Source organism: Vibrio satsumensis, from assembly GCF_050337435.1.
GTDB classification, from domain to species: domain Bacteria; phylum Pseudomonadota; class Gammaproteobacteria; order Enterobacterales; family Vibrionaceae; genus Vibrio; species Vibrio satsumensis.
This window is the reverse complement of sequence record NZ_JAKJSX010000011.1, coordinates 214,315-238,213: the sequence shown is the minus strand read 5'-3', so window position 1 is coordinate 238,213 and position 23,899 is coordinate 214,315. Positions and strand designations below refer to the sequence as shown.

General features: G+C 43.6%; 22 protein-coding genes. 18 read left to right on the top strand and 4 right to left on the bottom strand.

The genetic code is table 11. The features are described 5' to 3' along the window. Positions 1-33 precede the first annotated feature (33 nt). Entirely contained in the window at positions 34-1,173 is a 1,140-nt protein-coding gene (locus L4C44_RS15950; RefSeq protein ID WP_428805356.1) for a pyridoxal-phosphate-dependent aminotransferase family protein, read from the top strand. 101 nt (positions 1,174-1,274) lie between these two features. Here the strand turns inward: L4C44_RS15950 and L4C44_RS15945 are convergent, their stop codons facing one another. From L4C44_RS15945 to L4C44_RS15930, 4 genes are all read right to left on the bottom strand, one after another. Continuing rightward, the gene (locus L4C44_RS15945; RefSeq protein WP_428805355.1) at positions 1,275-3,038 is read right to left on the bottom strand and encodes a PglL family O-oligosaccharyltransferase; all 1,764 of its coding nucleotides are present in this window, start codon (positions 3,036-3,038) and stop codon (positions 1,275-1,277) included. Between the two features lie 96 nt (positions 3,039-3,134). Further along, complete coding sequence (uvrA, locus tag L4C44_RS15940; RefSeq protein ID WP_428805354.1) at positions 3,135-5,966, bottom strand: excinuclease ABC subunit UvrA; 2,832 nt, start codon at positions 5,964-5,966, stop codon at positions 3,135-3,137. Positions 5,967-6,116: 150 nt separating this feature from the next. Then, a complete protein-coding gene (gene galU, locus L4C44_RS15935; RefSeq protein ID WP_061019114.1) occupies positions 6,117-6,989 on the bottom strand; it encodes a UTP--glucose-1-phosphate uridylyltransferase GalU in 873 nt (290 codons plus the stop codon). Positions 6,990-7,146: 157 nt separating this feature from the next. Continuing rightward, the gene (locus tag L4C44_RS15930) at positions 7,147-7,794 is read right to left on the bottom strand and encodes a LuxR C-terminal-related transcriptional regulator (RefSeq protein ID WP_060982966.1); all 648 of its coding nucleotides are present in this window, start codon (positions 7,792-7,794) and stop codon (positions 7,147-7,149) included. A gap of 278 nt (positions 7,795-8,072) precedes the next feature. On the opposite strand from L4C44_RS15930, the gene L4C44_RS15925 reads away from it, so the two are divergent. The 17 genes from L4C44_RS15925 (at position 8,073) to L4C44_RS15845 (ending at position 23,897) form a co-directional block, all read left to right on the top strand. Further along, entirely contained in the window at positions 8,073-8,630 is a 558-nt protein-coding gene (locus tag L4C44_RS15925) for a single-stranded DNA-binding protein (protein WP_017061342.1), read from the top strand. Between the two features lie 161 nt (positions 8,631-8,791). Beyond that, positions 8,792-10,807: an RNase E specificity factor CsrD gene (csrD, locus tag L4C44_RS15920; RefSeq protein ID WP_428805353.1), complete on the top strand. Its 2,016-nt coding sequence runs from the start codon at positions 8,792-8,794 to the stop codon at positions 10,805-10,807. Between the two features lie 2 nt (positions 10,808-10,809). Then, positions 10,810-12,252 carry an MSHA biogenesis protein MshI gene (locus L4C44_RS15915; protein ID WP_428805352.1) on the top strand — a complete coding sequence of 481 codons (1,443 nt, stop codon included), beginning with the start codon at positions 10,810-10,812 and terminating at the stop codon, positions 12,250-12,252. Continuing rightward, a complete protein-coding gene (locus L4C44_RS15910; RefSeq protein WP_285955112.1) occupies positions 12,252-12,899 on the top strand; it encodes a type IV pilus inner membrane component PilO in 648 nt (215 codons plus the stop codon). Before L4C44_RS15915 ends, L4C44_RS15910 begins: the two co-directional genes overlap by 1 nt. Beyond that, a complete protein-coding gene (locus L4C44_RS15905) occupies positions 12,892-13,227 on the top strand; it encodes an MSHA biogenesis protein MshK (RefSeq protein WP_285955113.1) in 336 nt (111 codons plus the stop codon). The genes L4C44_RS15910 and L4C44_RS15905 overlap by 8 nt, the downstream gene beginning before the upstream one ends. Before the next feature lie 15 nt (positions 13,228-13,242). Continuing rightward, positions 13,243-14,913, top strand: a complete 1,671-nt coding sequence (mshL, locus tag L4C44_RS15900; protein WP_146490466.1) for a pilus (MSHA type) biogenesis protein MshL — start codon at positions 13,243-13,245, stop codon at positions 14,911-14,913. 52 nt (positions 14,914-14,965) lie between these two features. After that, positions 14,966-15,805 carry an ExeA family protein gene (locus L4C44_RS15895; protein WP_146490467.1) on the top strand — a complete coding sequence of 280 codons (840 nt, stop codon included), beginning with the start codon at positions 14,966-14,968 and terminating at the stop codon, positions 15,803-15,805. Between the two features lie 2 nt (positions 15,806-15,807). Then, positions 15,808-16,968, top strand: a complete 1,161-nt coding sequence (locus L4C44_RS15890) for a tetratricopeptide repeat protein (protein WP_428805351.1) — start codon at positions 15,808-15,810, stop codon at positions 16,966-16,968. Next, positions 16,958-18,682, top strand: coding sequence for an MSHA fimbrial ATPase MshE (mshE, locus tag L4C44_RS15885; RefSeq protein ID WP_048657952.1), 1,725 nt, complete (start codon positions 16,958-16,960; stop codon positions 18,680-18,682). Before L4C44_RS15890 ends, mshE begins: the two co-directional genes overlap by 11 nt. Before the next feature lie 12 nt (positions 18,683-18,694). Next, the gene (locus L4C44_RS15880; RefSeq protein WP_048657953.1) at positions 18,695-19,918 is read left to right on the top strand and encodes a type II secretion system F family protein; all 1,224 of its coding nucleotides are present in this window, start codon (positions 18,695-18,697) and stop codon (positions 19,916-19,918) included. Positions 19,919-19,921: 3 nt separating this feature from the next. Then, positions 19,922-20,377, top strand: coding sequence for an MSHA biogenesis protein MshF (locus L4C44_RS15875; RefSeq protein WP_327784258.1), 456 nt, complete (start codon positions 19,922-19,924; stop codon positions 20,375-20,377). Between the two features lie 79 nt (positions 20,378-20,456). After that, positions 20,457-21,032, top strand: a complete 576-nt coding sequence (locus L4C44_RS15870) for a prepilin-type N-terminal cleavage/methylation domain-containing protein (protein ID WP_146490470.1) — start codon at positions 20,457-20,459, stop codon at positions 21,030-21,032. Between the two features lie 35 nt (positions 21,033-21,067). Continuing rightward, complete coding sequence (locus tag L4C44_RS15865) at positions 21,068-21,535, top strand: type II secretion system protein (protein WP_107898891.1); 468 nt, start codon at positions 21,068-21,070, stop codon at positions 21,533-21,535. A gap of 146 nt (positions 21,536-21,681) precedes the next feature. After that, positions 21,682-22,173 (top strand): prepilin-type N-terminal cleavage/methylation domain-containing protein, encoded by a 492-nt coding sequence (locus L4C44_RS15860; protein ID WP_060982977.1) that lies wholly within the window; start codon positions 21,682-21,684, stop codon positions 22,171-22,173. Continuing rightward, positions 22,170-22,739: a type IV pilus modification PilV family protein gene (locus L4C44_RS15855; RefSeq protein ID WP_428805350.1), complete on the top strand. Its 570-nt coding sequence runs from the start codon at positions 22,170-22,172 to the stop codon at positions 22,737-22,739. The genes L4C44_RS15860 and L4C44_RS15855 overlap by 4 nt, the downstream gene beginning before the upstream one ends. Continuing rightward, positions 22,739-23,479 (top strand): prepilin-type N-terminal cleavage/methylation domain-containing protein, encoded by a 741-nt coding sequence (locus L4C44_RS15850; RefSeq protein ID WP_060982979.1) that lies wholly within the window; start codon positions 22,739-22,741, stop codon positions 23,477-23,479. The genes L4C44_RS15855 and L4C44_RS15850 overlap by 1 nt, the downstream gene beginning before the upstream one ends. Beyond that, positions 23,469-23,897: an MSHA biogenesis protein MshP gene (locus L4C44_RS15845; RefSeq protein ID WP_123322484.1), complete on the top strand. Its 429-nt coding sequence runs from the start codon at positions 23,469-23,471 to the stop codon at positions 23,895-23,897. Before L4C44_RS15850 ends, L4C44_RS15845 begins: the two co-directional genes overlap by 11 nt. Positions 23,898-23,899 lie beyond the last annotated feature (2 nt).

Genomic DNA, 23,899 nt, shown 5'->3' with positions numbered 1-23,899 from the left:
GGATTGTTCACAACATTAACGTAAGGGATGTACATGTCTAATTTAACACTCACTACTGCTATCGATAGCTTTTATCCACCACACCGAACGTTAATGGGACCGGGTCCTTCTGATATCTCGCCTCAAGTGCTGCAGGCTTTGAGTCGCCCAACCATAGGTCATCTAGATCCACTGTTTATTGCGATGATCGATGAGCTTAAACAGCTTCTTAAATACGCTTTTCAGACGGAAAACGAATTTACGATTGCCGTTTCTGCTCCGGGAAGTGCGGGTATGGAGACCTGTTTTGTTAACTTGATTGAGCCTGGTGAAAAGGTGATCGTTTGTCGTAACGGTGTCTTCGGTGAGCGTATGCGAGAAAACGTGGTGCGTTGTGGTGGCGAAGCCATCCTTGTTGACGACGAGTGGGGCAAGCCCGTCTCAGTTGAAAAGGTCGAGCAAGCATTGACAGACAATCCCGATGCTGTTGCTGTGGCTTTTGTTCATGCAGAGACATCAACCGGAGCGCTATCTGATGCTCAAGCTATCTCAGCTATCGCTCGTCAGTTTGATGCGTTAACGATTGTTGACGCAGTGACATCACTAGGTGGTGTGCCATTGCTGGTTGATGAGTGGCAGCTTGATGCGGTTTATTCTGGAAGTCAAAAGTGTTTGTCTTGTGTGCCGGGTCTATCTCCGGTGACTTTCTCTCAGCGTGCCGTTGATAAAATGAAAGCCCGCCAAGCGCCAGTGCAAAGTTGGTTCTTAGATCAAAGCCTAGTATTAGGTTACTGGAGCGGTGAAGGTAAGCGCAGCTACCACCATACCGCACCCGTAAATAGCCTTTATGCACTGCACGAGTCTCTCGTTCTATTGAAAAATGAAGGCCTAGATAATGCGTGGTCTCGTCATCATGCTATGCACCAAGAGCTTAAAGAAGGTGTAGAAGCATTAGGGTTAAGGTTTGTGGTCGATGAAGAGAGCCGCTTGCCGCAGCTGAACGCACTTTATTTCCCTGAAGGCATTGATGAGGCTAAGATCAGAACGCAGCTTTTAGAAGAGTATAACCTTGAGATTGGTGCTGGGCTTGGTTCTTTGGCTGGTAAGGCATGGCGTATCGGCTTGATGGGCTACGGTGCTCGCAAAGAGAATGTCGCGCTGTGTCTTAAAGCGCTGCAAGATGTACTTAAATAATCGAACTAGACTCGTTTCAAAGAAAAGCGCACGATCCTCGTGCGCTTTTTTGTGTTTGTTCTAAAAATAAGATGCAATAGTTACATCTCTTTAGTCCTTGGCTACTCTGCCGATGAGACATTGTTTTCTGCTTGAGATATTTTCTTGTATTGAACCTGTGAAAAGTCTCTGTCTGGAAATAAAAACTTTGCTTCACTACGGATTTGTTCCGCTTTGCTTTCTTCCCCTAAACCTTGGTAAGCAAGGATCAGGTTACTGTAGAACGCTGGTCTTGGTTTACTCTTTATGATCTCTAGTGACCAATCAACGTAGGGCTGAATAAGGCTAGGGTCACCTTTATAAAGACCAATGTTTAGGTAGGTGCTGTATATATCCCAATCGTAGCGATCTTTCCACACCACAGGGTTCGTTACCTGCTTAAGAATGTCTGGGTTCTTCGGTTTAGAAAGTTCAAACTTAGTCAGTACATAGTTGGTATGCAGGGCGCTCAACATATAAAAACTGACTAAGATAGGTATTACTAAGCTCGACACTCTAAACAGGGTCTTGCTGATGATACTGAACGGCTGTTGATAATGTCGGGAAGAGCGCTGATCGACCCAGTAAATCAATATAATGAATGTTATCCAGTGAATCGCCGAGTGATAAAAAGGATACTCAAGCTGAGAGTGCAAAAGAATTGGGATGAATAAAGCGAGCAGGGCTAGACGCGTTCCCTTTGCAGAACTTGCTATACGTGACATAACCAATATTGCAGCAATCAAGATCCCGATGATTGGTACAATTCCCCCTTCTACCCCCCAAAACAGAAACTCATTGTGGGGGTGATCCATTGAAGGAAGACCTGGATGATAGTTTGAATTGAGTTGGTGCTGACGAGCGGTATAAAGGGTGTACTCTGATTCAAATTTCCCGTAGCCGTAACCAGTAAATGGTTTCTCTACCAACATGTCTAGTGTTTGAGGGAAGGTGTAAGCGCGAGGGCTTTCTAGGTTCGCTTTCTTACTCGCTATGCTATCTGTAGCGCTAAGGTTTATGACAGTAAACGCAACCACAATACCTACAACAACTGATGCGCACCATCCATAGAAGCGTTTCTTGGTCGAAAATTTATATAGGTAAGGAAGAATACACACAAAGCCGATGAGTGCCGCTAACCATCCGGTACGTGATGCGATGATGATCAGCAATGGTACGGTTAAGGTTGGGGTTAGGTATAGTAAGAATGACTCGCTAATTTTGTGATTATATTTAGCGGGCTGTCTTGCCAAAAGGTAAGCGGACAGCACAAAACCCGTAGCTAAAAAGCTGGCCATTACATTCGGTTGTTGGAATATCCCATATGGTCGGTTTGCAGCAGTGTTGTAACCAAATAGGTTGCCAGGTTCTAACAAGAAATATTGCACATAGCCAAATAGTGCTTGTATAACAACAGCAAGCACAATGAACCATAACATGCGCTGCTTGTGTTTATTGCTGAACTTAAATTGTTGCAGCACGACAAATAATGCAAAGCCTGCCCACAATCCAAGCAAGCGTCCTGATGCTCCTTGAGGTGCGGCATTGCTGTACAAAATGGGTAGCGTGAGTATGATACAGCTTATCAACAAGCCAATCGTTAACTTGGAATACTTAAGTACTCGGTTGGTAGCGAGTTGGTAAAAGCCAATTGCTAGCGTGAAGCTTAGCGCCAGCCAAGTTGTTGGGTTAAATGATAACGCAAGCCCAGACCCTCCAGGATTCGGCATAAAAAAATGCATGGCTAGCAAGAATACAACAGCTAAAGAAGCCAGAAATGCTTTATTGAGTGGTAGCTGAGTGACCTGATTTTCTAGCTGGGTACCGCTAGTGTGTATTGTTGCCATAAATCCCTAACCTTATAAAAACAGAGCTTGTTCCTTCTGAAACAAGCTCTGTTACTTTAACATTTTTCTGTCTGCTCGCAGGGCGCTATTTTACACCTACTTCAAATTTAACATAGGCTTAAGGAAGCGAGCGGTGTGTGAACCTTCGACTAAAGCCACATCTTCAGGTGTACCTTCTGCAACAATCTCACCACCACCTTGACCACCTTCAGGGCCAAGATCGAGGATCCAGTCTGCTGTTTTAACTACATCTAAGTTGTGTTCAATCACTACAACGGTATTACCGTGATCGCGCAGTCTATGTAATACCGTTAACAGTTGTTGGATATCGTGGAAATGAAGACCTGTTGTTGGCTCATCGAGAATGTACAAGGTTTTTCCTGTGTCTCGTTTCGATAGCTCTCGTGCCAATTTAACACGCTGGGCTTCACCACCAGACAAGGTTGTTGCTGCTTGCCCTAAGCGAATGTAAGAGAGACCCACATCCATGAGTGTTTGCAGTTTACGTGCAATCACTGGTACTGGATTGAAGAACTCACGCGCATCTTCTACGGTCATCTCAAGAACTTCGTCAATGGTTTTGCCTTTGTAGCGAACTTCTAGAGTTTCACGGTTATAGCGTTTACCTTTACACACATCACAAGGCACATAGACATCGGGTAAGAAGTGCATCTCTACCTTGATTACGCCATCGCCCTGACAAGCCTCACAACGACCACCACGAACGTTAAAGCTGAATCGACCTGGTTTATAACCACGAGATCGTGATTCCTGAGTGCCTGCGAATAGCTCACGGATAGGGGTGAAAATTCCTGTATAAGTTGCAGGGTTTGATCTTGGAGTTCGGCCAATAGGGCTTTGATCTATGTCGATTACCTTATCAAAATGCTCCAACCCTTTAATCTTTTTGTGCGGTGCTGGAACTGCAGTCGTGGCACCGTTTAATTGAGTGTGGGCGACTTTAAAGAAGGTATCGTTGATAAGTGTTGATTTACCCGAACCTGATACACCTGTAATACAACTGAACAAGCCAACAGGAATTGTCGCAGTGACATTCTTTAGGTTGTTCCCTGTTGCGCCAACGATCTCGACAACCTTTTTCTTGTCGATAGGCGTTCTCTTTTCTGGCACTGCAATTTCTTTAGCACCGCTTAGGTATTGGCCTGTCAAAGAGTTCGGGTTGTCGATGATGTCTTGCATGGTGCCTTCTGCTACCACGTGTCCACCATGCACCCCCGCCCCTGGACCGATATCGATAACATGGTCAGCACAACGAATTGCATCTTCGTCATGCTCCACGACTAGCACGGTATTACCTAAGTCCCTGAGGTGAATTAAGGTTTGCAGTAGACGTTCATTATCGCGCTGGTGGAGTCCAATTGATGGCTCATCCAGTACATACATAACGCCAACTAAACCGGCACCGATTTGACTCGCCAAGCGAATACGTTGCGCCTCACCACCAGACAGCGTTTCAGCACTGCGTGATAGGTTAAGGTAGTTCAAACCTACGTTGACTAAGAAATGTAGACGATCATTGATCTCTTTCATCACTTTATCTGCGATCTGCCCACGCTGACCGTCTAACTTCAATTCTTGGAAAAATTGTAGTGCGTCAGCAATGCTCAGTTCAACGATTTCCGGCAGTGTTGTATCACCAATGAAAACATTTCGAGCTTCTAATCTTAAGCGAGTGCCATCACAGCTTGAACAAGACTTGGTTGAAATGTACTTGGCGAGATCTTCACGCACCGCGCTAGATTCAGTATCACGATAACGGCGCTCTAAGGTATTTAAAATCCCCTCGAATGGATGACGCTTAACTCGAATATCACCTCGGTCATTGATGTACTTGAATTCTACTTCAGTACGACCTGATCCTTTTAGAATGATCTCTTGAGTCTTTTTCGGTAGAGAATTAAATGGCGCATATAGATCAAAACCATAATGCTCTGATAACGACGTTAGCATCTGGAAATAGTAGTAGTTCTTTTGATCCCAACCTTTGATTGCACCTTCAGCTATGCTGAGGTTCTCATTTAAGATCACTCGGCTTGGATCAAAATACTGCTGAACCCCAAGGCCATCACAAGTACCGCATGCCCCTGCTGGATTATTGAAAGAGAATAGGCGAGGCTCAAGCTCTTGCATGCTGTAGCCACACTTTGGACAAGCGAAATTAGCAGAAAATACGATTTCTTCTTGATCTGTTTCGTCCATCCAACCGACGACAGCGATACCACCAGATAGCTCTAATGTGGTCTCGAATGACTCGGCTAAACGCTGTTGAAGATCAGGACGAACCTTGAATCGGTCTACCACGACTTCAATGGTGTGCTTTTTATGAAGTTCAAGTGCTGGTGGATCGGATAGGTCACAGGTTTCACCATCAATGCGCGCACGGATAAAGCCTTGCGCAGCTAAGTTTTCCAGTGTTTTAACATGTTCGCCTTTGCGCTCTTTGACGATCGGTGCCATTAACATCATCTTTGAGCCTTCAGGCAGTTCTAATACTTTATCGACCATTTGGCTGATAGTTTGCGCCGCGAGGGGGATATTGTGATCTGGACAGCGAGGTTCGCCAACTCGCGCGTACAGTAATCTAAGGTAGTCATAGACTTCAGTAATAGTACCGACGGTTGAACGAGGGTTATGTGACGTCGATTTTTGTTCTATTGAGATCGCAGGAGACAAGCCTTCAATGTGGTCGACATCAGGCTTTTCCATAAGAGATAGAAATTGACGAGCGTAAGCCGACAAAGACTCAACATAACGACGTTGACCTTCTGCGTAGAGAGTATCAAACGCAAGTGACGACTTTCCTGAACCTGATAATCCTGTGATAACCGTCAGCTTATCACGAGGTATGGTTAGGTTGACGTCTTTGAGGTTATGCGTACGAGCGCCTCTGATTTCTATTTTATCCATCTCAATAGACCATGTAATTTTAAGTGGCTAAAGTATTACATAGAGTGAGATTTGTGCAAAGTTTTACTGGATAAAAAAACAGTAAAACAAAAAAGGGCGACTCACAGAGTCACCCTTTTACAATTCGAAACGCTAGTTATTAACCGGGCGTTATGCTTCTTTCTTGGTCGAGTGTTTACCTAACTCGATTTGCTTTTGGTCTTTTTTGTATAGGTTTTCAAAGCAGTAGTTTGTTGCTTCGATATAACCTTCAACACTACCACAGTCAAAACGTTGGCCTTTAAATTTGTAAGCTAATACACAGCCCGCTTTTGCTTGTTTTAGCAATGCATCAGTAATCTGGATCTCGCCGCCTTTACCTGGTTCAGTCTGTTCGATAAGTTCAAAGATATCCGGAGTCAGAATATAACGACCAATGATCGCTAGGTTGCTTGGAGCAGTACCTTGTTCTGGCTTCTCTACCATGTCATCAACACGGAAAAGATCGTCTTTAATCATTTCGCCAGAGATAACACCGTACTTGTGTGTCTCTTCTTCTGGTACTTCTTGAACTGCAACGATAGAACAGCGGAACTGTTTGTACAGAGCAACCATTTGAGCTAATACACCTTGTTGCTCGTTAACACAAAGGTCATCGGCAAGTACAACAGCGAACGGTTCATCACCAACGAGTTCGCGACCCGTTAAGATAGCGTGACCTAAACCTTTCATCTCACGTTGGCGAATGTAGGTGAAGTTTGCCGCTTCAATCGTTTCACGGATATTAATTAGAAGGTCTTCTTTGTTGGTGCCGCTAATTTGGTGCTCAAGCTCGTAGTTCTTATCAAAGTGGTCCATCAATGAATGCTTACCACGACCAGTGACGATACACATTCCATCCATACCAGCTTCGATAGCTTCCTCTACACCGTATTCAATCAGAGGTTTGTTTACTACAGGCATCATTTCTTTCGGCATTGACTTAGTAGCTGGTAAAAAACGTGTACCGTAGCCAGCAGCCGGGAAAAGGCACTTTTTGATCATGATAAGACCCTTTATCTATAATAATTATTGATTCAACCTGAGTGGTTGATATTTCTGAGGGCAACTCTAGCACAAGTTATGTCGAAAATTCAGCAACAATAGCCATGGTTTACTAGAGCTTCCCTCAAAATTATCGTCAGACTAAGAGGCGGATCGATTATGCAAGTAGGTTCTGGTTTGCCCAAGCAATGGCTTGAACCCTATTTTTGACTGCCAACTTCCGGAATATTTGATAAAGGTGAGATTTAACCGTGAACTCACTAATAAACAAGTCATCGGCGATTTGTGTGTTTGATGACCCTGATTGAAGGCAGCGAATCACTTGGATCTCACGAATGGTTAAATCAACATTGGTTGGTGTCGTGTTGGTATTGACCATATTACGATAATAAAACAACAGTTGATTGGTTACCTTCCTTGGCAGCCAGTTATCGCCATCAATGACTTCTTGAAGACCACGAGCAATCTTGTCCTTTTGTTCAGTGTTGTAAAAGAGTCCTTTTAGTACCCCATAGGTAAGCAGCTCTGAGGTTGGAAGTTGCTGGGGGACATTGAATAAAATGATTTCGTGATTTTTCCACATAACAGTCAGGTTAGGGCAAATAATCAGTAGTTGTGGTACCTCTCTGTAATCGACGAGCAAGATCCGGTTACTCTGTTTTCTATCAACAAGCATTAAATCGTCCGGTGTCATCTTATAAAGGATAATAGATAAGTGCTTTTCTATCTCTTTTACGTGTAGGTAGGTGTCGCTTGGATCGATGCACATAAAGTGTAAAGTGCGAGCATATCGAGACTTTCTCATTGAAACTCCGTGTTCTAGTAACATGAGATTTCACGTTGTCATGCACGCTTTCGCTTCTCTAGCACCTTGTTTATGACTTGCGTTGAATATCAATCTGCGAAGTAAATGAGTGGTTTGTAAGTGGAGAAAAAAGCAACATCGCTCTGAATATCATGATTTGTTACGTTTTTATTCTTTGTAGTGGAGTGAGAATAGGAAGCGATTTATCACAGCAGAAAAGCGTGCTATTCTTGTGCGCTAAAAATTTTCTGAGACTATGAATTTAGACGGAGCAAATCATGGCTAGCCGTGGAGTTAACAAAGTTATATTAGTGGGTAACCTAGGTAATGACCCTGAAATTCGTTACATGCCAAATGGCGGCGCAGTAGCGAACATTACCATTGCAACGTCAGAGTCATGGCGTGATAAAGCAACTGGCGAGCAGCGCGAAAAAACAGAATGGCACCGTGTTGCTCTGTTTGGCAAGCTTGCGGAAGTTGCTGGTGAGTACCTACGTAAAGGTTCTCAAGTTTACATTGAAGGTCAACTTCAAACGCGTAAATGGCAAGATCAAAGCGGTCAAGATCGCTACACAACTGAAGTGGTTGTTCAAGGCTTCAATGGTGTGATGCAAATGCTTGGCGGCCGTGCTCAAGGCGGTGCTCCTGCTCAAGGTGGCATGGGTAACAACCAACAGCAAGGTGGTTGGGGTCAGCCACAGCAGCCACAACAACAGCAACAACAATACAGTGCTCCAGCTCAACAGCAGCCGAAAGCACCTCAACAAGCTCCTCAGCAGGCTCAACCTCAATATAATGAGCCGCCAATGGATTTTGATGATGACATCCCATTTTAAGCTCTGTTTTTAATATATTATAAAGACAGTATTAAATTGGAAAAAGCCGCGTTTATCGCGGCTTTTTGTTACCTACAATTCTTAACGCTTTATTTACAACGTCAATTTATAGTATAAGTAGCAATACGGTATAATGTGAGTTGAAAAGGATTTCGTTATTCATGAGATATACCCCGACACTAAAATTGAGCACCCGATTGGTCGCATTTGTCACCGTGATAGTTATCAGTGCAATGTTCATCCTTTTTATTGGTGGCACACTCTCCTTTAAACGCATTGGGCAGGAGTATTTAGATCACTATTTGGTTGGTATTGTCGAGGTTGTAGATAAAGAGATGGAAGATCCAGACGCCGCGTATTCAATGCAGCGCTGGATGCCTAAGATGTTGCAAGCGAGCAATATTGTTGAGATGAAACTCTCGAACAAGACCGGTATCGTTTATCGTTTCAAAGATACCTCCCCACAGATAGATCCCAATCGTCTTTATGAAAAAAGCTTTATTTTAGAGCGTAATGAAGGCTACCGAATCGAATTTAAAGCGCTTCCTCCTTATATTGGCTACAACTACTCAATGGAAGCGATGTGGTCAATTACTTTGGCTGTCGCATTGGTCTTGTTCTGTCTGGCTCGCGGTGTTCGTTGGTTGAAAGAGCAACTCATGGGGTCTGAGATCTTAGAAGAGCGAGGAAGAATGATCCTTGCTGGGCAGGTTGAACCTCACGCAAAGGGGGATGAGCGTGAATGGCCTTATACTGCAAGTGAAGCCTTAGATGTATTGATTGAAGAGTTGCAAGACGCTCGTCAAGAGCGAAGTCGCTTTGATACCTTTATTCGTACCCATACCTTCCTAGATAAACTCACGGGCACGGCAAACCGAGTTTTATTTGATAATAAACTGGAATCGGTACTGCATGAAAGTGGTGCTCGAGGTGGTGTGTTACTGATACGTATCGACGAATGGGAACAAGTTCGTGATGCTAACGACAAGCAAACTACTGACGGCTTTATTATTGAAGTGGGTGAAGTCTTATCGAATATCGTTCAGCGTTATCCCGATGTCATTTTTTCTCGCTATTACGACGCGGACTTTGCTGTATTTATCCCTCACCAGGGTGCAAAAGATATTGCGACTTTGGCAGCTCAGTGTCTAAGGCAGTTAGATAAATTAAACCCGCCAGAGCCTTTGGAACCTGATAACTGGTGTCATATCGGTGTGACTATGTATACCGAAGGTGAGCGCCACAGTCAGATCATGGATGAAACGGAAACAGCATTAAAGAGTGCCCAGTTGGAGCGTATAAATAACTGGAGCCGTTACCCGAAACAGAATAAGAATGAGTTGGATAGAGGCAGTGTTCGTTGGAGAACCTTACTTGATAAAGCTCTGCTTCCTGAAAATTTAGTAATCTTTGCTCAGCGGTGTTATCTTATGCCGGAATCTGGTCAAGCTAATGAATTACATAGAGAAATATTTACTAGAATTCAGGACCCTGACAAGGGTTTATTGAAATCGTCTCGATTTATGCCTGCAGTAGAGCAAGTGGGTTATCAAGCTCAAATGGATCAATCTGTTTTGAAGGTTTTGTTGCGTTCGCTTAAAGAATCAACTCAATCTATCAATTATTCAGTGAATCTGAATGTTACCCCATTTGCTAATAAACAGCATTTTAAGTGGTTTAGGAGTGAGTTGTTACAACTCTCTGCTCAGCACCGCTCTCAGCTTGCTTTTGAGTTTCCGGAAGGACACTTGATTGCTCATCTTGATTATATGAGACCGGTGGCAAAGATGCTGCGAGGTTTAGGGTGTAAAGTTGTGGTTGGTCAAGCGGGGCGAACGATTGTTAGCACTCACTATATAAAGGACTTGAAGGTTAATTATATTAAGCTTCATCGAAGCCTAATAAAGAAAATTGATCAAAGGCATGAGAATCAGCTGTTTGTTCGAAGCTTAATTGGGGCATGCGGTGATTCTTCAACTCAAGTTATTGCTGTTGGAGTCGAGACAAAACAAGAAAAGAATACCTTGATAGAGTTAGGCATTAACGGCTATCAAGGGAGATATTTCGACGAAGAACAACAAATTATCCCTTTGCCTAATCACGTTGAAAAGGCTGCAAAAGCGGAATCTGTTGTAAAAGTTGGACGAAGAAATCGATGGCGTAAGAGTAGTAGTTAAGAATGAATTTTAAAGCGATTTTAGACAAGATAAAGCCAACGAATAATAAAGGTAGCTCGCAAGTTGTCCTGCTGGGCAATGATGCCATTTATATTTCATCGACAGAACAAGAACCTCAAGTAACCAGCATTCCCGTGGTTAATGGGGACTGGGAGAGTGCGCTAAAAAAATCGCTTAGCAGTGAGGCGTTTACCAGTAATCGTCTCCAGTTGGTTGTCTGTGCTAACTACTACCAGACTTATCAACTTGATAAACCGGACATTCCAGAGAGTGAATGGTCGGTTGCGTTGCCATTTTTACTCAAAGATCTCGTCTCTGAAAGAGTGACTGAGATCACGGCGAGTGCGGTCGCGCTTCCGACGTCGAACAAGCTGCAAGTGTATGTCTTGCCTAAAAAGCTGTTAGATAAGCTTCTAAATATTGCCAACTCGGTTCAGATCGAATTAGTTGGAGTAGCTCCTGAAGATGAAGTCTGGGGTTACAGTGCTGGCGAGTTGTCTAACTTCATCCTTTTACAGCGCAGCTCAAATTCACACTTTAAGTTGGGTGCGTTTGTTGAAAATACCGTTTGTTTTCAAAGAACGATTCGAAGTGTTGTTCCACCTTTAACTGGCGTAGCATCAAGTGCTCTGCAGTTGGATGGCCTTGCTTTAGAACTCCAACGTTCGATAGATTACCTTTCTTCGCAAATTAAAGGCACTCAACTTCACCAGCTGAAAATCTGCTGTGATGAGGAAGATGAGGCTGAATTACAAAGCGCCTTAAATAGTACATTGAGCTCGACAGTTTCATTGTTGGTAGAAGGTGAGCGTGATAATTCAGAGAGTTTGTTGGTTAAACTCGCAGCTGAAAAAGATACTTTTAATGTCAACCTTTATCCTGAACATCTTAAGCCTAAAAAAGAATATTTTACGCTTACCAATGTTGTTGCGAGTTGGGGACTAGTTTGTGTTTTATTGCTTGGTGGTTACTTCGCGATGCAGTATCAAGTTTCTAATCTAGATAAAGAATTAACAGCTCTGCAACAAGACTCCAATCAACTTAACAAGCAAGTTAACCAATTGAATAGTAAGTTAACTCAGCATAAACCGTCTCCAGAGAAAGTGGCTGCTGTTGCGCGTCTCAAACGTGAGACTGAGGCTAAAAAAGAGGCTTTGAAGGCGGTCGGACAATACGACGAATCCCAACAAGTCGGGTATTCTGGCGTCATGAATTCCTTAGCTAAATTAGGCCGAAATGACATCTCTCTTTCGCACATCTACATGACCCATGATACTTTAGATCTTAGTGGTTTGGCTCGTAACGCAAATGTCGTTCCGAACTGGATTGGTCAGTTTAAAAGTGAGCTTAATTTAGTCGGACGTGCTTTTGAAAAACTTAAAATTGGTCGTAATGACCAGGACGTGGTGACGTTTGAATTAAGTACTCGCAGGGAGAGTAAATAATGCAACAGTGGAACCAGCTTAGCGATAAGTTTCTCGCATTAAGCCAAAGAGAAAAATGGCTACTTTTCGTGTGTGGTTTTGTTGGCCTGTCCATGCTGTTATTCACCTTATTGGTTGAGCCCGCGTATCTCGACTTACAAGCGAAAAATGCCAAGACCACGAGCTTGACTCAATCGAATCAAAGGCAGCAGGGTGAATTACTTGTTCTGCAAGCTAAGTTAAATAAAGACCCAGATAAAGAAATTAACCTCGAATACAAGAAACTCATGCGAGAGAGCCAAGACCTTTCTTTGCAACTTTCAGAGATTGTCGATGGGTTGATTACGCCTTCTCAAATGTCGCAATTATTGGAGAGTGTTCTTAATGCCGGTAATGGTCTAAAGCTAGAGTCGCTAGAGTCGTTAAAACCGGAAGCGATTTCGAATAATAAAGAGACCAGTGAATATTCTGGCTACTTTCTTCACCCTGTGAGAATGGAATTGACGGGTAGTTACTTTGATATTTCAGCTTATCTTCAAGCGCTTGAATCTTTGCCTGTTAGCTACTACTGGCGTACATTTGAATACTCAGTAGAAGAATATCCTAAAGCTCGACTGGTGTTCGAGGTATACACACTAGGTACTAGACAGGAGTTTATCGGTGGTTAGAACTCTTTTGTTGTTTCTGCTGTTTGGCAGTTCCGCGGTGTGGGCTGAGCAAGACCCCACTGCACCATTAGGTTGGCTTTCACCCCAACAAAAAGCAACGTCAGCTAAGAAAGCGCCAACTCGTTATCGCTTACCGTCCTTAGAAAGCATTGTATGCAAGGGAGATACACCTTGCTATGTGATTCTGAATGGTCAGATTCTCGGACAAGGGGAAACGATCAGAGGGTACCGAGTTAAGAACATCGATCCAGAATACGTCACTCTGCAGAGAAGCTCTAAGCAGTGGAAATTAGAGATGTTCTCTTTAGATGTTAAGAATAATAATTAAGGTTAGAGTGAAGACATGCGTAAACTTGTAGTAGCAATCCTAGTGTCATCTTTGGTCGGCTGTTCGATGGGGCATAGAGATCCTGTTGAGATTAAAGAATCTTTAAACGAATCAATTAATGAAGCCAATAGCAGAGCGCTTCATGATCTTCCTTCGTCGGTACAAGATGACCTTATGCCTCAGCTTAGTTCTGACTCTATGTCTCCGGGAATGGAAACGGTTAAACGTTTTCGTATTCAGGCAAAAGGTGTTGAAGCGAGAACCTTTTTTGCAAGCTTAGTGAAAGGTACTGAGTATAGCGCTGCTATTCACCCAAGTGTTTCAGGAAAGCTCACTTTTAATTTAACCGATGTGACATTAGATGAAGTGTTAGCTGTGGCTCAGGATATGTATGGCTACGATATAGAAAAGCGTGGCAAAGTCATTCAGGTTTACCCAGCAGGTTTGCGTACAGTAACGATTCCTGTCGATTACTTACAAGTTAAACGTTCTGGTCGCTCATTAACGACGATCACAACCGGAACGATCACGACTTCTGATTCAAACTCATCGAGTTCTTCAAGTTCCAATTCAAACTCGTCTAATTCATCCAACTCTTCTAACTCATCGAATTCTACATCGAACGGTGGTACAGAGATTGAAACGACCTCTGAAAGTGATTTTTGGCCACAGCTTGAGACGGCCGTTGCCCACTTAATTGGTTCTGGTGATGGGCAGAGCGTCGTCGTTACCCCGCAAGCCAGTGTGATTACGGTTCGTGCTTATCCTGATGAAATCCGTGAAGTTCGTGAGTTCTTAGGGATTTCTCAGAAGCGCTTACAACGCCAAGTGATCTTGGAAGCGAAGATCATGGAAGTGACTTTGAGTGATGGCTACCAGCAGGGTATCAACTGGACTAAGATGTTCTCGTCAAATGGTACTAACTACACAATCGGCATGGGCTCTATTGTTAAAGATGCAGCCGGTACGATAATCCCAGGTACATTGCCAGGGATGGACCCAATTGGTGCCGCTTTAGGTGGTCAATCTAATATTGTTGTTTCTGGTAGTAGCTTTGAAGCGGTATTAAGTTTCATGGATACACAGGGAGATTTGAACGTACTATCTAGCCCTAGAGTGACAGCTGCGAATAACCAGAAAGCGGTTATTAAAGTGGGTACCGATGAATACTACGTAACAGATTTATCAAGTGCGGTTGGTAGTGGTGATAACGCGAATGTTGCTCCTGAGGTTGAACTAACCCCGTTCTTCTCGGGTATATCTTTGGATGTGACACCTCAGATCGATGATAAAGGCAGTGTGTTCTTACATGTTCACCCGGCAGTCATTGAGGTAGATGAAGAGGTCAAAGAGCTTAACTTGGGTTCAACTACGGGTGTTGTTACGCTTCCTTTGGCAAAAAGTTCTATTCGTGAGTCTGACTCTGTGATTCGTGCTCAAGATGGTGATGTGGTTGTTATTGGTGGCTTGATGAAATCAAATACCAGCGATGTAACCTCTAAAGTTCCATTCCTTGGTGATATTCCGGCCCTCGGCCACTTATTCCGTAATACCAGTCAGTTGACGCAAAAAACTGAGCTTGTGATCTTGCTTAAACCGACAATCGTCGGTGTGAACACATGGCAAACAGAGTTAGAACGTTCTCGAGATCTGCTTCAACAGTGGTTCCCAGATGATGAGGAGTAGTTACTTACTTTTTCAATGTAGATTGGCAGTATCTAACTAAGCTAGGTTGCTTATGTATCAAGCTCATTTTGGTTTTGAACAACTGCCATTTACCTTAACGCCGAATACCGATTTTTTTTATGGTTTAGCGCCTCATTTTGAAGCGATTCAGACGGTAATATCGGCGTTAGAAATGGGCGAGGGTGTGATTAAGGTTACCGGAGAGGTAGGCACTGGAAAAACCATGGTTTGCCGGATGCTAGTCAATCACCTAAATGATTGTACCGCTCTAATTTACCTGCCAAACCCTGTGCTCTCAGGTGCAGACTTACGCCAAGCTGTTGCTAAAGAGCTCGGTTTGACTATCGACAGTGAAGCAACCTTAGTTGATAACATTCAGCATAAGCTTATTGAATTGCACAATTCGGGTTTAAGAGTGGTAGCGATTCTTGATGAGGCCCAAGCTCTATCGGATGAAGCTCTCGAAACATTAAGGCTGTTTGGTAACCTTGAAACAGAAGATAAAAAGCTGCTGCAGATTGTTTTATTGGGGCAGCCTGAGTTGGATACTCGACTAGAGGCTTACCATCTCAGACAGTTTCGTCAAAGAATCACGTTTAGTTCAACATTGAGGCCACTGACTCTCGATGAAACGGTGGCGTATATTGATAACCGGATCACTAAATCTGGTGGTAATCCTGAGTTATTCAGTTTGAACCAAAAGAAGGCGATCTGTCGTTCGTCACTAGGTATTCCGAGATTGATCAACCAACTTTGCCATAAGGCTTTATTGCTTTCGTTCAGTGAAGATAAGAAAAGTATCGACAACCAACATCTGTTTTCCGCTATGCATGAAACATACGATGTATGTAAGCCTAAATTTAAAACGCCAATACTGTGGGGTTGGAATTAATTATGAGTGTTATTAACAACGCCTTGTCTGAATTGGCAAAGAAAAAATCAGCGACTTCGATTGAAGCGGCAGTTGTACCTAAAGTAAAAACACGTTCCCCATTGGTTTGGGTCGCAGCAGGTTTTACTCTGAGTTTAGCAATGGGCGGTTGGGCGATATCGCAAGGTCCTGCTGTCGAACATTCAATCTCAACTCGAGATGTACAGGTTCAGGTCTCTGTCGTTGACAGTTCCAATGATTTTCAGGAAGTAGCTCAACCTATCTCATCACCAACCAAGAAACTGGTGAAGCTAGACTCTGCGAGTTTTTCAACAGAAAACACTGCGATGGTAAAAAGCGCTCAAGCTAAGCCAGTTGTATCTAATTCGGTTGCTGCGTCTATCCCACAACCTACAAAACAGCAAGCATCAACTAAACCTCTAAGCACGCCCCAAACGACTAAGACTGAAATTCCTCAGCCGATTTACGTTGCTAGTGTGGCAAAAACAGACTCGTCCTCTATCTCTAATGACTTAGGAGCTTCTGGTAGCTCAGAAAATAGTGGAATGTTGATCGAACAGGTCGAGTTAACGCCTGAGCAATTATCTGTGAATGCACAAGGGCGAGCTCAAAAAGCGCTTGATGCGAATGACCTTACTGGTGCTCTGAAAGGCTACACTGAAGCTCTACGTTATACGCCACGAAATGAAGATGTTCGTCAGAAACTCGCGATTCTCTATTTTGGTAAGGGGGATACACGTAAAGCGTACGAGCTGTTTCAGTCAGGGATTAAGCTTAATATTAACAGCGAAAAGCTACGCTTGGGCCTATCTAAGCTTTTGGTTAAAGCAAACCAAGCAGAAGCGGCCTTAAGTCCATTAATACATTTACCGCCGAACCCTACGCAAGACTATCTAGCTATGCGTGCAGCATTGAGTCAAAAGTCTCAGCAAGAAGAAGTGGCCTTGGAAAGTTACCAAAAGTTGGTTGAGATTGATTCAGATAATGCTCGCTGGTGGTTAGGTTTAGCGATCCAGCAAGAACGTCAGCTCGATTTCGTAGCAGCTAAAGCGTCATACCAAGGTGCATTAACCAGAGTAGGTATCTCATCTCAATCACAAAGCTTTGTGCGTGACCGGTTAAAAATACTCAATGCTTTAGAGGAGAGCGGCGATGCAAATTAGATTAAGAAAAAGGCTTGGTGATTTGCTTGTCGAAGAGGGCATTATCACGGAGACTCAAGTTGAGCAAGCATTGGCTGCTCAGAAAAGCACCGGTCGTAAGCTGGGTGATGCACTGATTGAACTTGGCTTCTTGTCAGAGCAACAGATGTTGAGTTTCTTGTCACAGCAGTTAGCGATTCCTCTTATTGATCTAAGCCGAGCTGTTGTCGATGTCGAAGCGGTACAGCTTTTACCGGAAGTACATGCTCGTCGCCTTCGTGCATTGGTGATTGGACGCCAAGGTGACACTTTACGTGTTGCAATGAGCGACCCTGCCGACCTGTTTGCCCAAGAATCTTTGCTTGGTCAGTTAGGAGATTACGCACTTGAATTCGTTGTTGCTCCAGAGAGGCAATTGGTTGATGGCTTCGATCGCTATTACCGAAGAACTAAAGAGATCGCCTCATTTGCTGAGCAGCTTCACGCTGAACACCAAGTTAATGATGCCTTTGATTTCGATATCGCTGAAGAAGACAGTGACGAAGTTACAGTAGTAAAGCTAATTAACTCGCTATTTGAAGATGCAATCCAAGTCGGCGCTTCTGATATCCATATCGAGCCAGACTCAAACGTACTGCGTCTTCGTCAGCGTATCGATGGCGTGCTGCATGAAACACTGCTGAACGAAGTGAATATTGCTTCTGCACTTGTATTACGCTTGAAGCTGATGGCAAACCTCGATATCTCAGAGAAACGTCTTCCTCAAGATGGTCGCTTTAATATCCGTGCTAAAGGTCAGTCGGTTGATATTCGTATGTCGACCATGCCAGTACAGCACGGCGAGTCTGTAGTTATGCGTCTTCTTAATCAATCAGCGGGTTTACGTAAGTTAGAAGCGTCGGGTATACCGAGCGATCTGCTGGTTCGTCTTCGTCAACAGCTGCGTCGCCCGCACGGTATGATCTTGGTTACTGGGCCGACAGGTTCGGGTAAAACCACAACCTTGTATGGTGCATTAAGCGAACTCAACGAACCGGGTAAAAAGATCATTACCGCGGAAGATCCGGTGGAATACCGTCTTCCTCGTGTGAACCAAGTTCAGGTAAACCCTAAGATCAATCTCGACTTTTCTACAGTCCTAAGAACCTTCTTGCGTCAGGACCCCGATATCATTCTTATTGGTGAGATGCGTGACCACGAAACGGTTGAGATTGGTCTAAGAGCTGCATTAACAGGCCACTTAGTATTAAGCACCCTCCATACCAATGATGCGGTAGACAGTGCACTGCGCATGATGGATATGGGAGCACCAGGTTATCTGGTAGCGAGTGCTGTTCGAGCGGTCGTTGCACAGCGATTGGTTCGCAAAGTGTGTACCGATTGTAAGGTTGAGGATGAGTTAGATGAACCTCGTAAGCAATGGCTGAGCGTTCGCTTTCCTAACCAAGTGGGTGTGCCGTTTATGAAAGGCCGTGGCTGTCAGAACTGTAATTTAACCGGTTACCGTGGGCGTATTGGTGTATTTGAAATGTTGGAGCTAGAACAAAACATGATGGATGCGCTAAGAGCGAATGATGCGGTTGGTTTTGCTCAAACAGCCCGACAGTCTGAAAATTACAAACCGTTATTGGCTTCTGCGATGGAACTGGCTCTGCAAGGTGTCGTGAGTCTCGATGAGATCATGCATCTTGGCGAAGGCGATGCTTCTGGTGCCACCGACCCAATTTATTTGTAGGGGTAGAGTGATATGCCAACGTATCGTTATGTAGGTCGCAGCTCTGATGGTAGCCAAGTGAGTGGTCAATTGGATGCGAATAACGAAGATCTTGCTGCTGAAAGTTTGATGAGTAAGGGGATCATTCCAACCTCTATCAAATTAGGTAAAAGTGGCGGTTCAGTCTTAGATATGGATGTATCGAGCCTGTTCTCTCCGAGTGTACCTTTAGAGGTGTTGGTTCTGTTTTGCCGACAGTTATACAGCCTAACCAAAGCGGGTGTACCACTTTTAAGGTCGATGAAAGGCCTTACCCAAAACTGTGAAAATAAGCAGTTGAAGGCTGCTCTCGAAGAAGTGGTTGCTGAGCTTACTAATGGTCGAGGATTAGCGGCATCAATGCAGATGCACCCTAAGGTGTTTAGCCCGCTGTTTGTATCTATGATTGGCGTTGGTGAAAACACAGGTCGTTTAGATCAGGCTTTGCTTCAATTAGCTGGATACTACGAACAGGAAGTTGAGACGCGTAAGCGAATCAAGACCGCTATGCGTTATCCAACGTTCGTGATCAGCTTTATTTTGATCGCAATGTTCATTCTTAACATAAAGGTTATTCCACAGTTCTCTAGCATGTTTGCGCGCTTTGGTGTCGACCTGCCGCTGCCGACTCGTATCTTGATTGGTATGTCGGAATTCTTTGTGAATTACTGGGGCTTAATGCTTGGCGTGATCTTTGGCCTTATCTTTGCGTTTAAAGCCTGGGTTAAAACAGACAAAGGCTTGGAAAAGTGGGATAGATTACGCTTAAAAATGCCTGTTATTGGTGGAGTGGTCAATAGAGCATTATTGTCACGATTTTCACGTACTTTTGCTTTGATGCTAAAAGCCGGTGTACCACTTAACCAATCGTTAGCTTTGTCGGCCGAAGCCTTGGATAACCGTTTTCTAGAGTTGCGAGTTCAAGCCATGAAATCGGCTATTGAAGCGGGTAGTACGGTTTCATCGACTGCGATTAACAGCGAAATTTTCACACCGTTGGTGATACAAATGATTTCAGTAGGTGAAGAAACTGGTCGTATTGATGAACTCTTGCTTGAGGTGGCTGATTTTTATGATCGTGAAGTCGATTACGATCTCAAAACCTTAACTGCCAGAATCGAACCAATCTTGTTAACCATCGTTGCAGGTATGGTGTTGATTTTGGCGCTAGGTATTTTCTTACCGATGTGGGGAATGCTGGATGCAATCAAAGGTTAAGGAATGCTAAATAACCTACAACGCTCACGTTTTGTTATTTGGACTGTGGTTATTCTTTTTCTTATTGTCGGTGTGCTTTCGGCATTTAAAACGGTAGAAGAAGAAGCGACTAACACGGCATTTATTGTGGCGAGCAAGCGGATTTTAGAGCAAGCCAATTTGTTCAAACAGCAGTATTTGTTATCAGGCTCCGAGCAAAACAATGATTCGGAGCACTCCAAAAGTTATAGTCGAACGGGCTGGGTAAAGCCGATTCAAGGTACGGAGCGAGACTGTAATTATTGGCTTGAGGAATTATATCCCCAAGAGAGTATTTTAGGGCTAAGATCGCCAAGTATTGAAGACAAAAGTGATAACATACATTTTCATTGTCGTTATCATTATAGTGATAAGTATCAAATAGATATATTACTCAAAAATGAAAGGTTTAGTGTGAAAGCCAATATTTTGGCTTTGTGAAAATATTGACACTTTTTTTATGGTTTTATACGTGTGCAAATGTATAATGCGCGTTAGCAATTAGATGAGTAGGTAGAAAATGCTTAAAAATCAAAAGGGTTTCTCCCTAGTCGAGTTGGTTATTGTGATTGTAGTCGTTGGTTTATTGGCGGTTGCTGCTTTACCTCGTTTCTTAGATGTGACAGATGAAGCCAAGAAATCAAGTATTGAAGGTGTCGCTGGTGGTTTTGCTACGGCAGTTTTGTCGGCGAGAGCGCAGTGGGAAGCAGAAGCAAGGCCATCAGAGAAGATAGGTGTTGAAACATACAATACTGTAAATTATGATGGTGTTGATTTTTGGTTAACAAGATCAAAGAACAGTAACAATGTTGAGACTGATTTTCGTGATGGTTACCCTTGGACTCTGAATAGCGATTCTAGTACAGCGCCACAAGATATTTCAGACCAAACATGTTCTGAGTTGATGGAAAACTTATTGCAGAATCCACCTAAAGTAGGTGCGGTTTCAGATGTTGCTAGCGACTCAAATTACAAATATTCAGCGCAAGCGAATTCAGGTGATGCAACGTGTACTTACATTCAATTAGAAGGTAGTACCGAGCACCAATTTGTTTACGAAATTAAAACTGGTCGTGTGACCGTAACTTTGCAGTAAGTCTGCGTAAAATTAAACATAGAGAGAGCTTAACTATGAAAAGACAAGGCGGTTTCACCCTAATTGAACTAGTGGTTGTAATTGTTATTCTTGGTATTCTTGCTGTAACTGCGGCACCACGTTTCCTAAACCTGCAAGATGATGCGAAGGAATCAGCGCTTCAAGGTTTAGCTGGTGCTATGAACGGTGCTTCAGGCATTGTATTTGGTAAAGCTGCTATTGAAGGCGAAGAAACTTCAAATACAACTGTAGATGTTGAAGGCGTTCAAACTATTTGGGGTTACCCAACAGCTACTTCTGCAGGTATTGCTGCTGCTATCGATATGGATGGTTTTGTATACCTTGCTGACGGCTCTGTTAGTGCTGGCGCTACAGTTGATTACGGTTTTGAAGGCTTTACTGCTCAATGTGTTCGTTACACATCAGCTACCTCTGCAGCACAAGCTACAGCTAGAGTAGTTAGCTCTACTGGTGATGATGCTGTTGCTGGCGCATGTGAGTAACCTCCATTATCTAGATCTGAAAGGCCAGCTCCTGCTGGCCTTTTTTCTATCTACGACACATAAATATCAAAACTATTCATATACATAAGATCGTCAGTTTCGTTATCTTGTATAATCAGTATTCGCTAGGCAGTTAGAGGCTCATTATGGATAACAGCCCCACACCCAACGGCTTTACTCTGGTAGAGCTGATCATCGTTATCATTATCCTCGGTATTATTTCAACGTTTGCCGCGAGTCGCTTCGTTGGTACCTCTAGCTATTCCACTTTTACTGCACAAGAACAAGCTATCTCCGTTATTCGCCAAATCCAAGTCAATCGAATGCAATCAAACGTCTCCGCTGCTAACGATAGCTTTCGTCTTGCTATTAATAGTGATTGTTTAGGCTCTGTGGCCGCGTGTAACTTAAATCTTTCGAATAGCGCTCAAAAAACACAGGCCGATGCACGTAGTGATTATGTGCGTGAATCAGATATTTCATTTTCTCCAGCGAATACGGTTATCGACTTTGACCTGTTGGGTAACCCTTCGGTAAGTGCAGGTGTGAATATTACGATTAACTCAACCACTTCGAGCAATAGCGCCCAAGTCTGCATTAATTCTCAAGGTTATGTGCGTGAGGGAGTGTGTCTATGATTCGTTCACGTGGCTTTACTCTAATTGAAAGCATTGTGGTGATTATCGTATTGGGCATTGCGATGGTCACTATTACTAGCTTTTTAGCACCACAAGTTGCAAGTTCTGCTGACCCACATTATCAAAACCGTTCAGTGGCGCTAGGCCAGAGTTTGATGAATCAAATATTGGCACGTGGTTTTGATGAACATAGTGATTTTGATGGTGGTTTGGTGCGCTGTGGGGACGCAGATGCGACTGCTTGTTCTGCTCCTAATGAACTCGGAGTGGATGGGGCAGAGGCAACGCCCGCAGCTTTCAATGATGTCGATGACTATATTGGTTGTTGGTACACTGACACTACGGAGTCAGCGTGTGTCTCATCAACGAAGTACCCACTCGCTAATATCCTAGATGAAAATATTGAAGACAGTTATGCCAATTTTCGTGTTGAGGTTTCCGTGTTTTATGATCAAAACATGGACGGTGTTAACGACAACGCTATTGGTACGATGAAGCGCGTTGAATTACAGATCTTTGGTGGTAACAACCGCTATAGCGTGATCGCTTACAAGGGGAACTACTAATGAAGCAACGTGGTTTTACTCTTATAGAAATGATTGTAACGATCGTGGTCGTTGGTGTGATTGGGTTAGCGATTGCTGGGTTTGTTGAATATGGCATGAAAGGGTATGTTGAGACTATTGACCGACAAAAGGTGCAAGTGAAAGGGCAATTTGTTGTCGAGAAAATGTCGCGAGAGATAAGCCACGCGGTTCCTAACAGTTTTGATTCGAGTATTATGCCTGCTTCGGCTTTTGCTCAAAAATGTCTCACCTTTTATGCTATTAAGTACTCAGGCTTTTATCACCTTGATGAAGCGACAGACGAGCTACATTTTATTATCGGCCAGGACTCCCCAATACTTGATGCAGATGACTTTCTAATTATTAACCCAACGAATTACTCTGACTTAGGAGCGGGTTCAACTAAACGGATTTCAGTCTCAGGTTTGATCTCTACGAATAATGTGTTTACCGCGACCTCTGTTAATCTTAGTAGTCAGTCTATTGCTCAACGCCATTATATTTACGATGAGAGTGCTTCGGTGAGTTACTGTTTGGTGAATGATACCGTTCAGAATCAAGGCCTAATTCAACGCAATGGAGTCACCGTTGCGGATAGTATTAATTATGCTGAAAGTAATTTCCGTTATGAAGAACCTAGCTTGCAGCGAGGTGGTGTGATTCACATCGACCTTGTACTAGAGCAAAACAGTGAAGTAAGTGTTTACCAACAAGATGTGCAGGTACTCAATGCGCCATAGAAAATCATCTCAACAAGGCAGTGTTTTGGTCGTCGCAGTATTTGTTATTGTGGTGATGGGCTTCCTTGCGACTTCTTTAGTACAAGTTCAGTGGTCAAATCACGATACATTGACGCGTAAACAGCTTGGAACACAGGCTTGGCTATTAGCACATTCAGCGAATGAGTGGGCACTCACTCAAGTTTATCCATTAACGGTGTCGCCTGCGGTTTCAACGAGTGTGAGCACTGTGTGTAGCAACTTAAATGCCAATCAAGTGAGTAGTGGTATGTCAACCATCTGCACTGTCGATCAATTAACTTGTCGACAAATCGGCGTTTTAGATGGCGTTGGATTTTTTAAAATAGAATCAACAGCTATCTGTGGTTCGGGTATCAACCAAGTACAGCGTATCCAAGAAGTTTGGGTGAGGGAGTAAGT

Bases quoted from the DNA above. Each gene is read 5' to 3' on its own strand.
- L4C44_RS15950 (WP_428805356.1), top strand. From the start codon at position 34: ATGTCTAATTTAACACTCACTACTGCTATCGATAGCTTTTATCCACCA.
- L4C44_RS15945 (WP_428805355.1), bottom strand. From the start codon at position 3,038: ATGGCAACAATACACACTAGCGGTACCCAGCTAGAAAATCAGGTCACT.
- uvrA (WP_428805354.1), bottom strand. From the start codon at position 5,966: ATGGATAAAATAGAAATCAGAGGCGCTCGTACGCATAACCTCAAAGAC.
- galU (WP_061019114.1), bottom strand. From the start codon at position 6,989: ATGATCAAAAAGTGCCTTTTCCCGGCTGCTGGCTACGGTACACGTTTT.
- L4C44_RS15930 (WP_060982966.1), bottom strand. From the start codon at position 7,794: ATGAGAAAGTCTCGATATGCTCGCACTTTACACTTTATGTGCATCGAT.
- L4C44_RS15925 (WP_017061342.1), top strand. From the start codon at position 8,073: ATGGCTAGCCGTGGAGTTAACAAAGTTATATTAGTGGGTAACCTAGGT.
- csrD (WP_428805353.1), top strand. From the start codon at position 8,792: ATGAGATATACCCCGACACTAAAATTGAGCACCCGATTGGTCGCATTT.
- L4C44_RS15915 (WP_428805352.1), top strand. From the start codon at position 10,810: ATGAATTTTAAAGCGATTTTAGACAAGATAAAGCCAACGAATAATAAA.
- L4C44_RS15910 (WP_285955112.1), top strand. From the start codon at position 12,252: ATGCAACAGTGGAACCAGCTTAGCGATAAGTTTCTCGCATTAAGCCAA.
- mshL (WP_146490466.1), top strand. From the start codon at position 13,243: ATGCGTAAACTTGTAGTAGCAATCCTAGTGTCATCTTTGGTCGGCTGT.
- L4C44_RS15895 (WP_146490467.1), top strand. From the start codon at position 14,966: ATGTATCAAGCTCATTTTGGTTTTGAACAACTGCCATTTACCTTAACG.
- L4C44_RS15890 (WP_428805351.1), top strand. From the start codon at position 15,808: ATGAGTGTTATTAACAACGCCTTGTCTGAATTGGCAAAGAAAAAATCA.
- mshE (WP_048657952.1), top strand. From the start codon at position 16,958: ATGCAAATTAGATTAAGAAAAAGGCTTGGTGATTTGCTTGTCGAAGAG.
- L4C44_RS15880 (WP_048657953.1), top strand. From the start codon at position 18,695: ATGCCAACGTATCGTTATGTAGGTCGCAGCTCTGATGGTAGCCAAGTG.
- L4C44_RS15875 (WP_327784258.1), top strand. From the start codon at position 19,922: ATGCTAAATAACCTACAACGCTCACGTTTTGTTATTTGGACTGTGGTT.
- L4C44_RS15870 (WP_146490470.1), top strand. From the start codon at position 20,457: ATGCTTAAAAATCAAAAGGGTTTCTCCCTAGTCGAGTTGGTTATTGTG.
- L4C44_RS15865 (WP_107898891.1), top strand. From the start codon at position 21,068: ATGAAAAGACAAGGCGGTTTCACCCTAATTGAACTAGTGGTTGTAATT.
- L4C44_RS15860 (WP_060982977.1), top strand. From the start codon at position 21,682: ATGGATAACAGCCCCACACCCAACGGCTTTACTCTGGTAGAGCTGATC.
- L4C44_RS15855 (WP_428805350.1), top strand. From the start codon at position 22,170: ATGATTCGTTCACGTGGCTTTACTCTAATTGAAAGCATTGTGGTGATT.
- L4C44_RS15850 (WP_060982979.1), top strand. From the start codon at position 22,739: ATGAAGCAACGTGGTTTTACTCTTATAGAAATGATTGTAACGATCGTG.
- L4C44_RS15845 (WP_123322484.1), top strand. From the start codon at position 23,469: ATGCGCCATAGAAAATCATCTCAACAAGGCAGTGTTTTGGTCGTCGCA.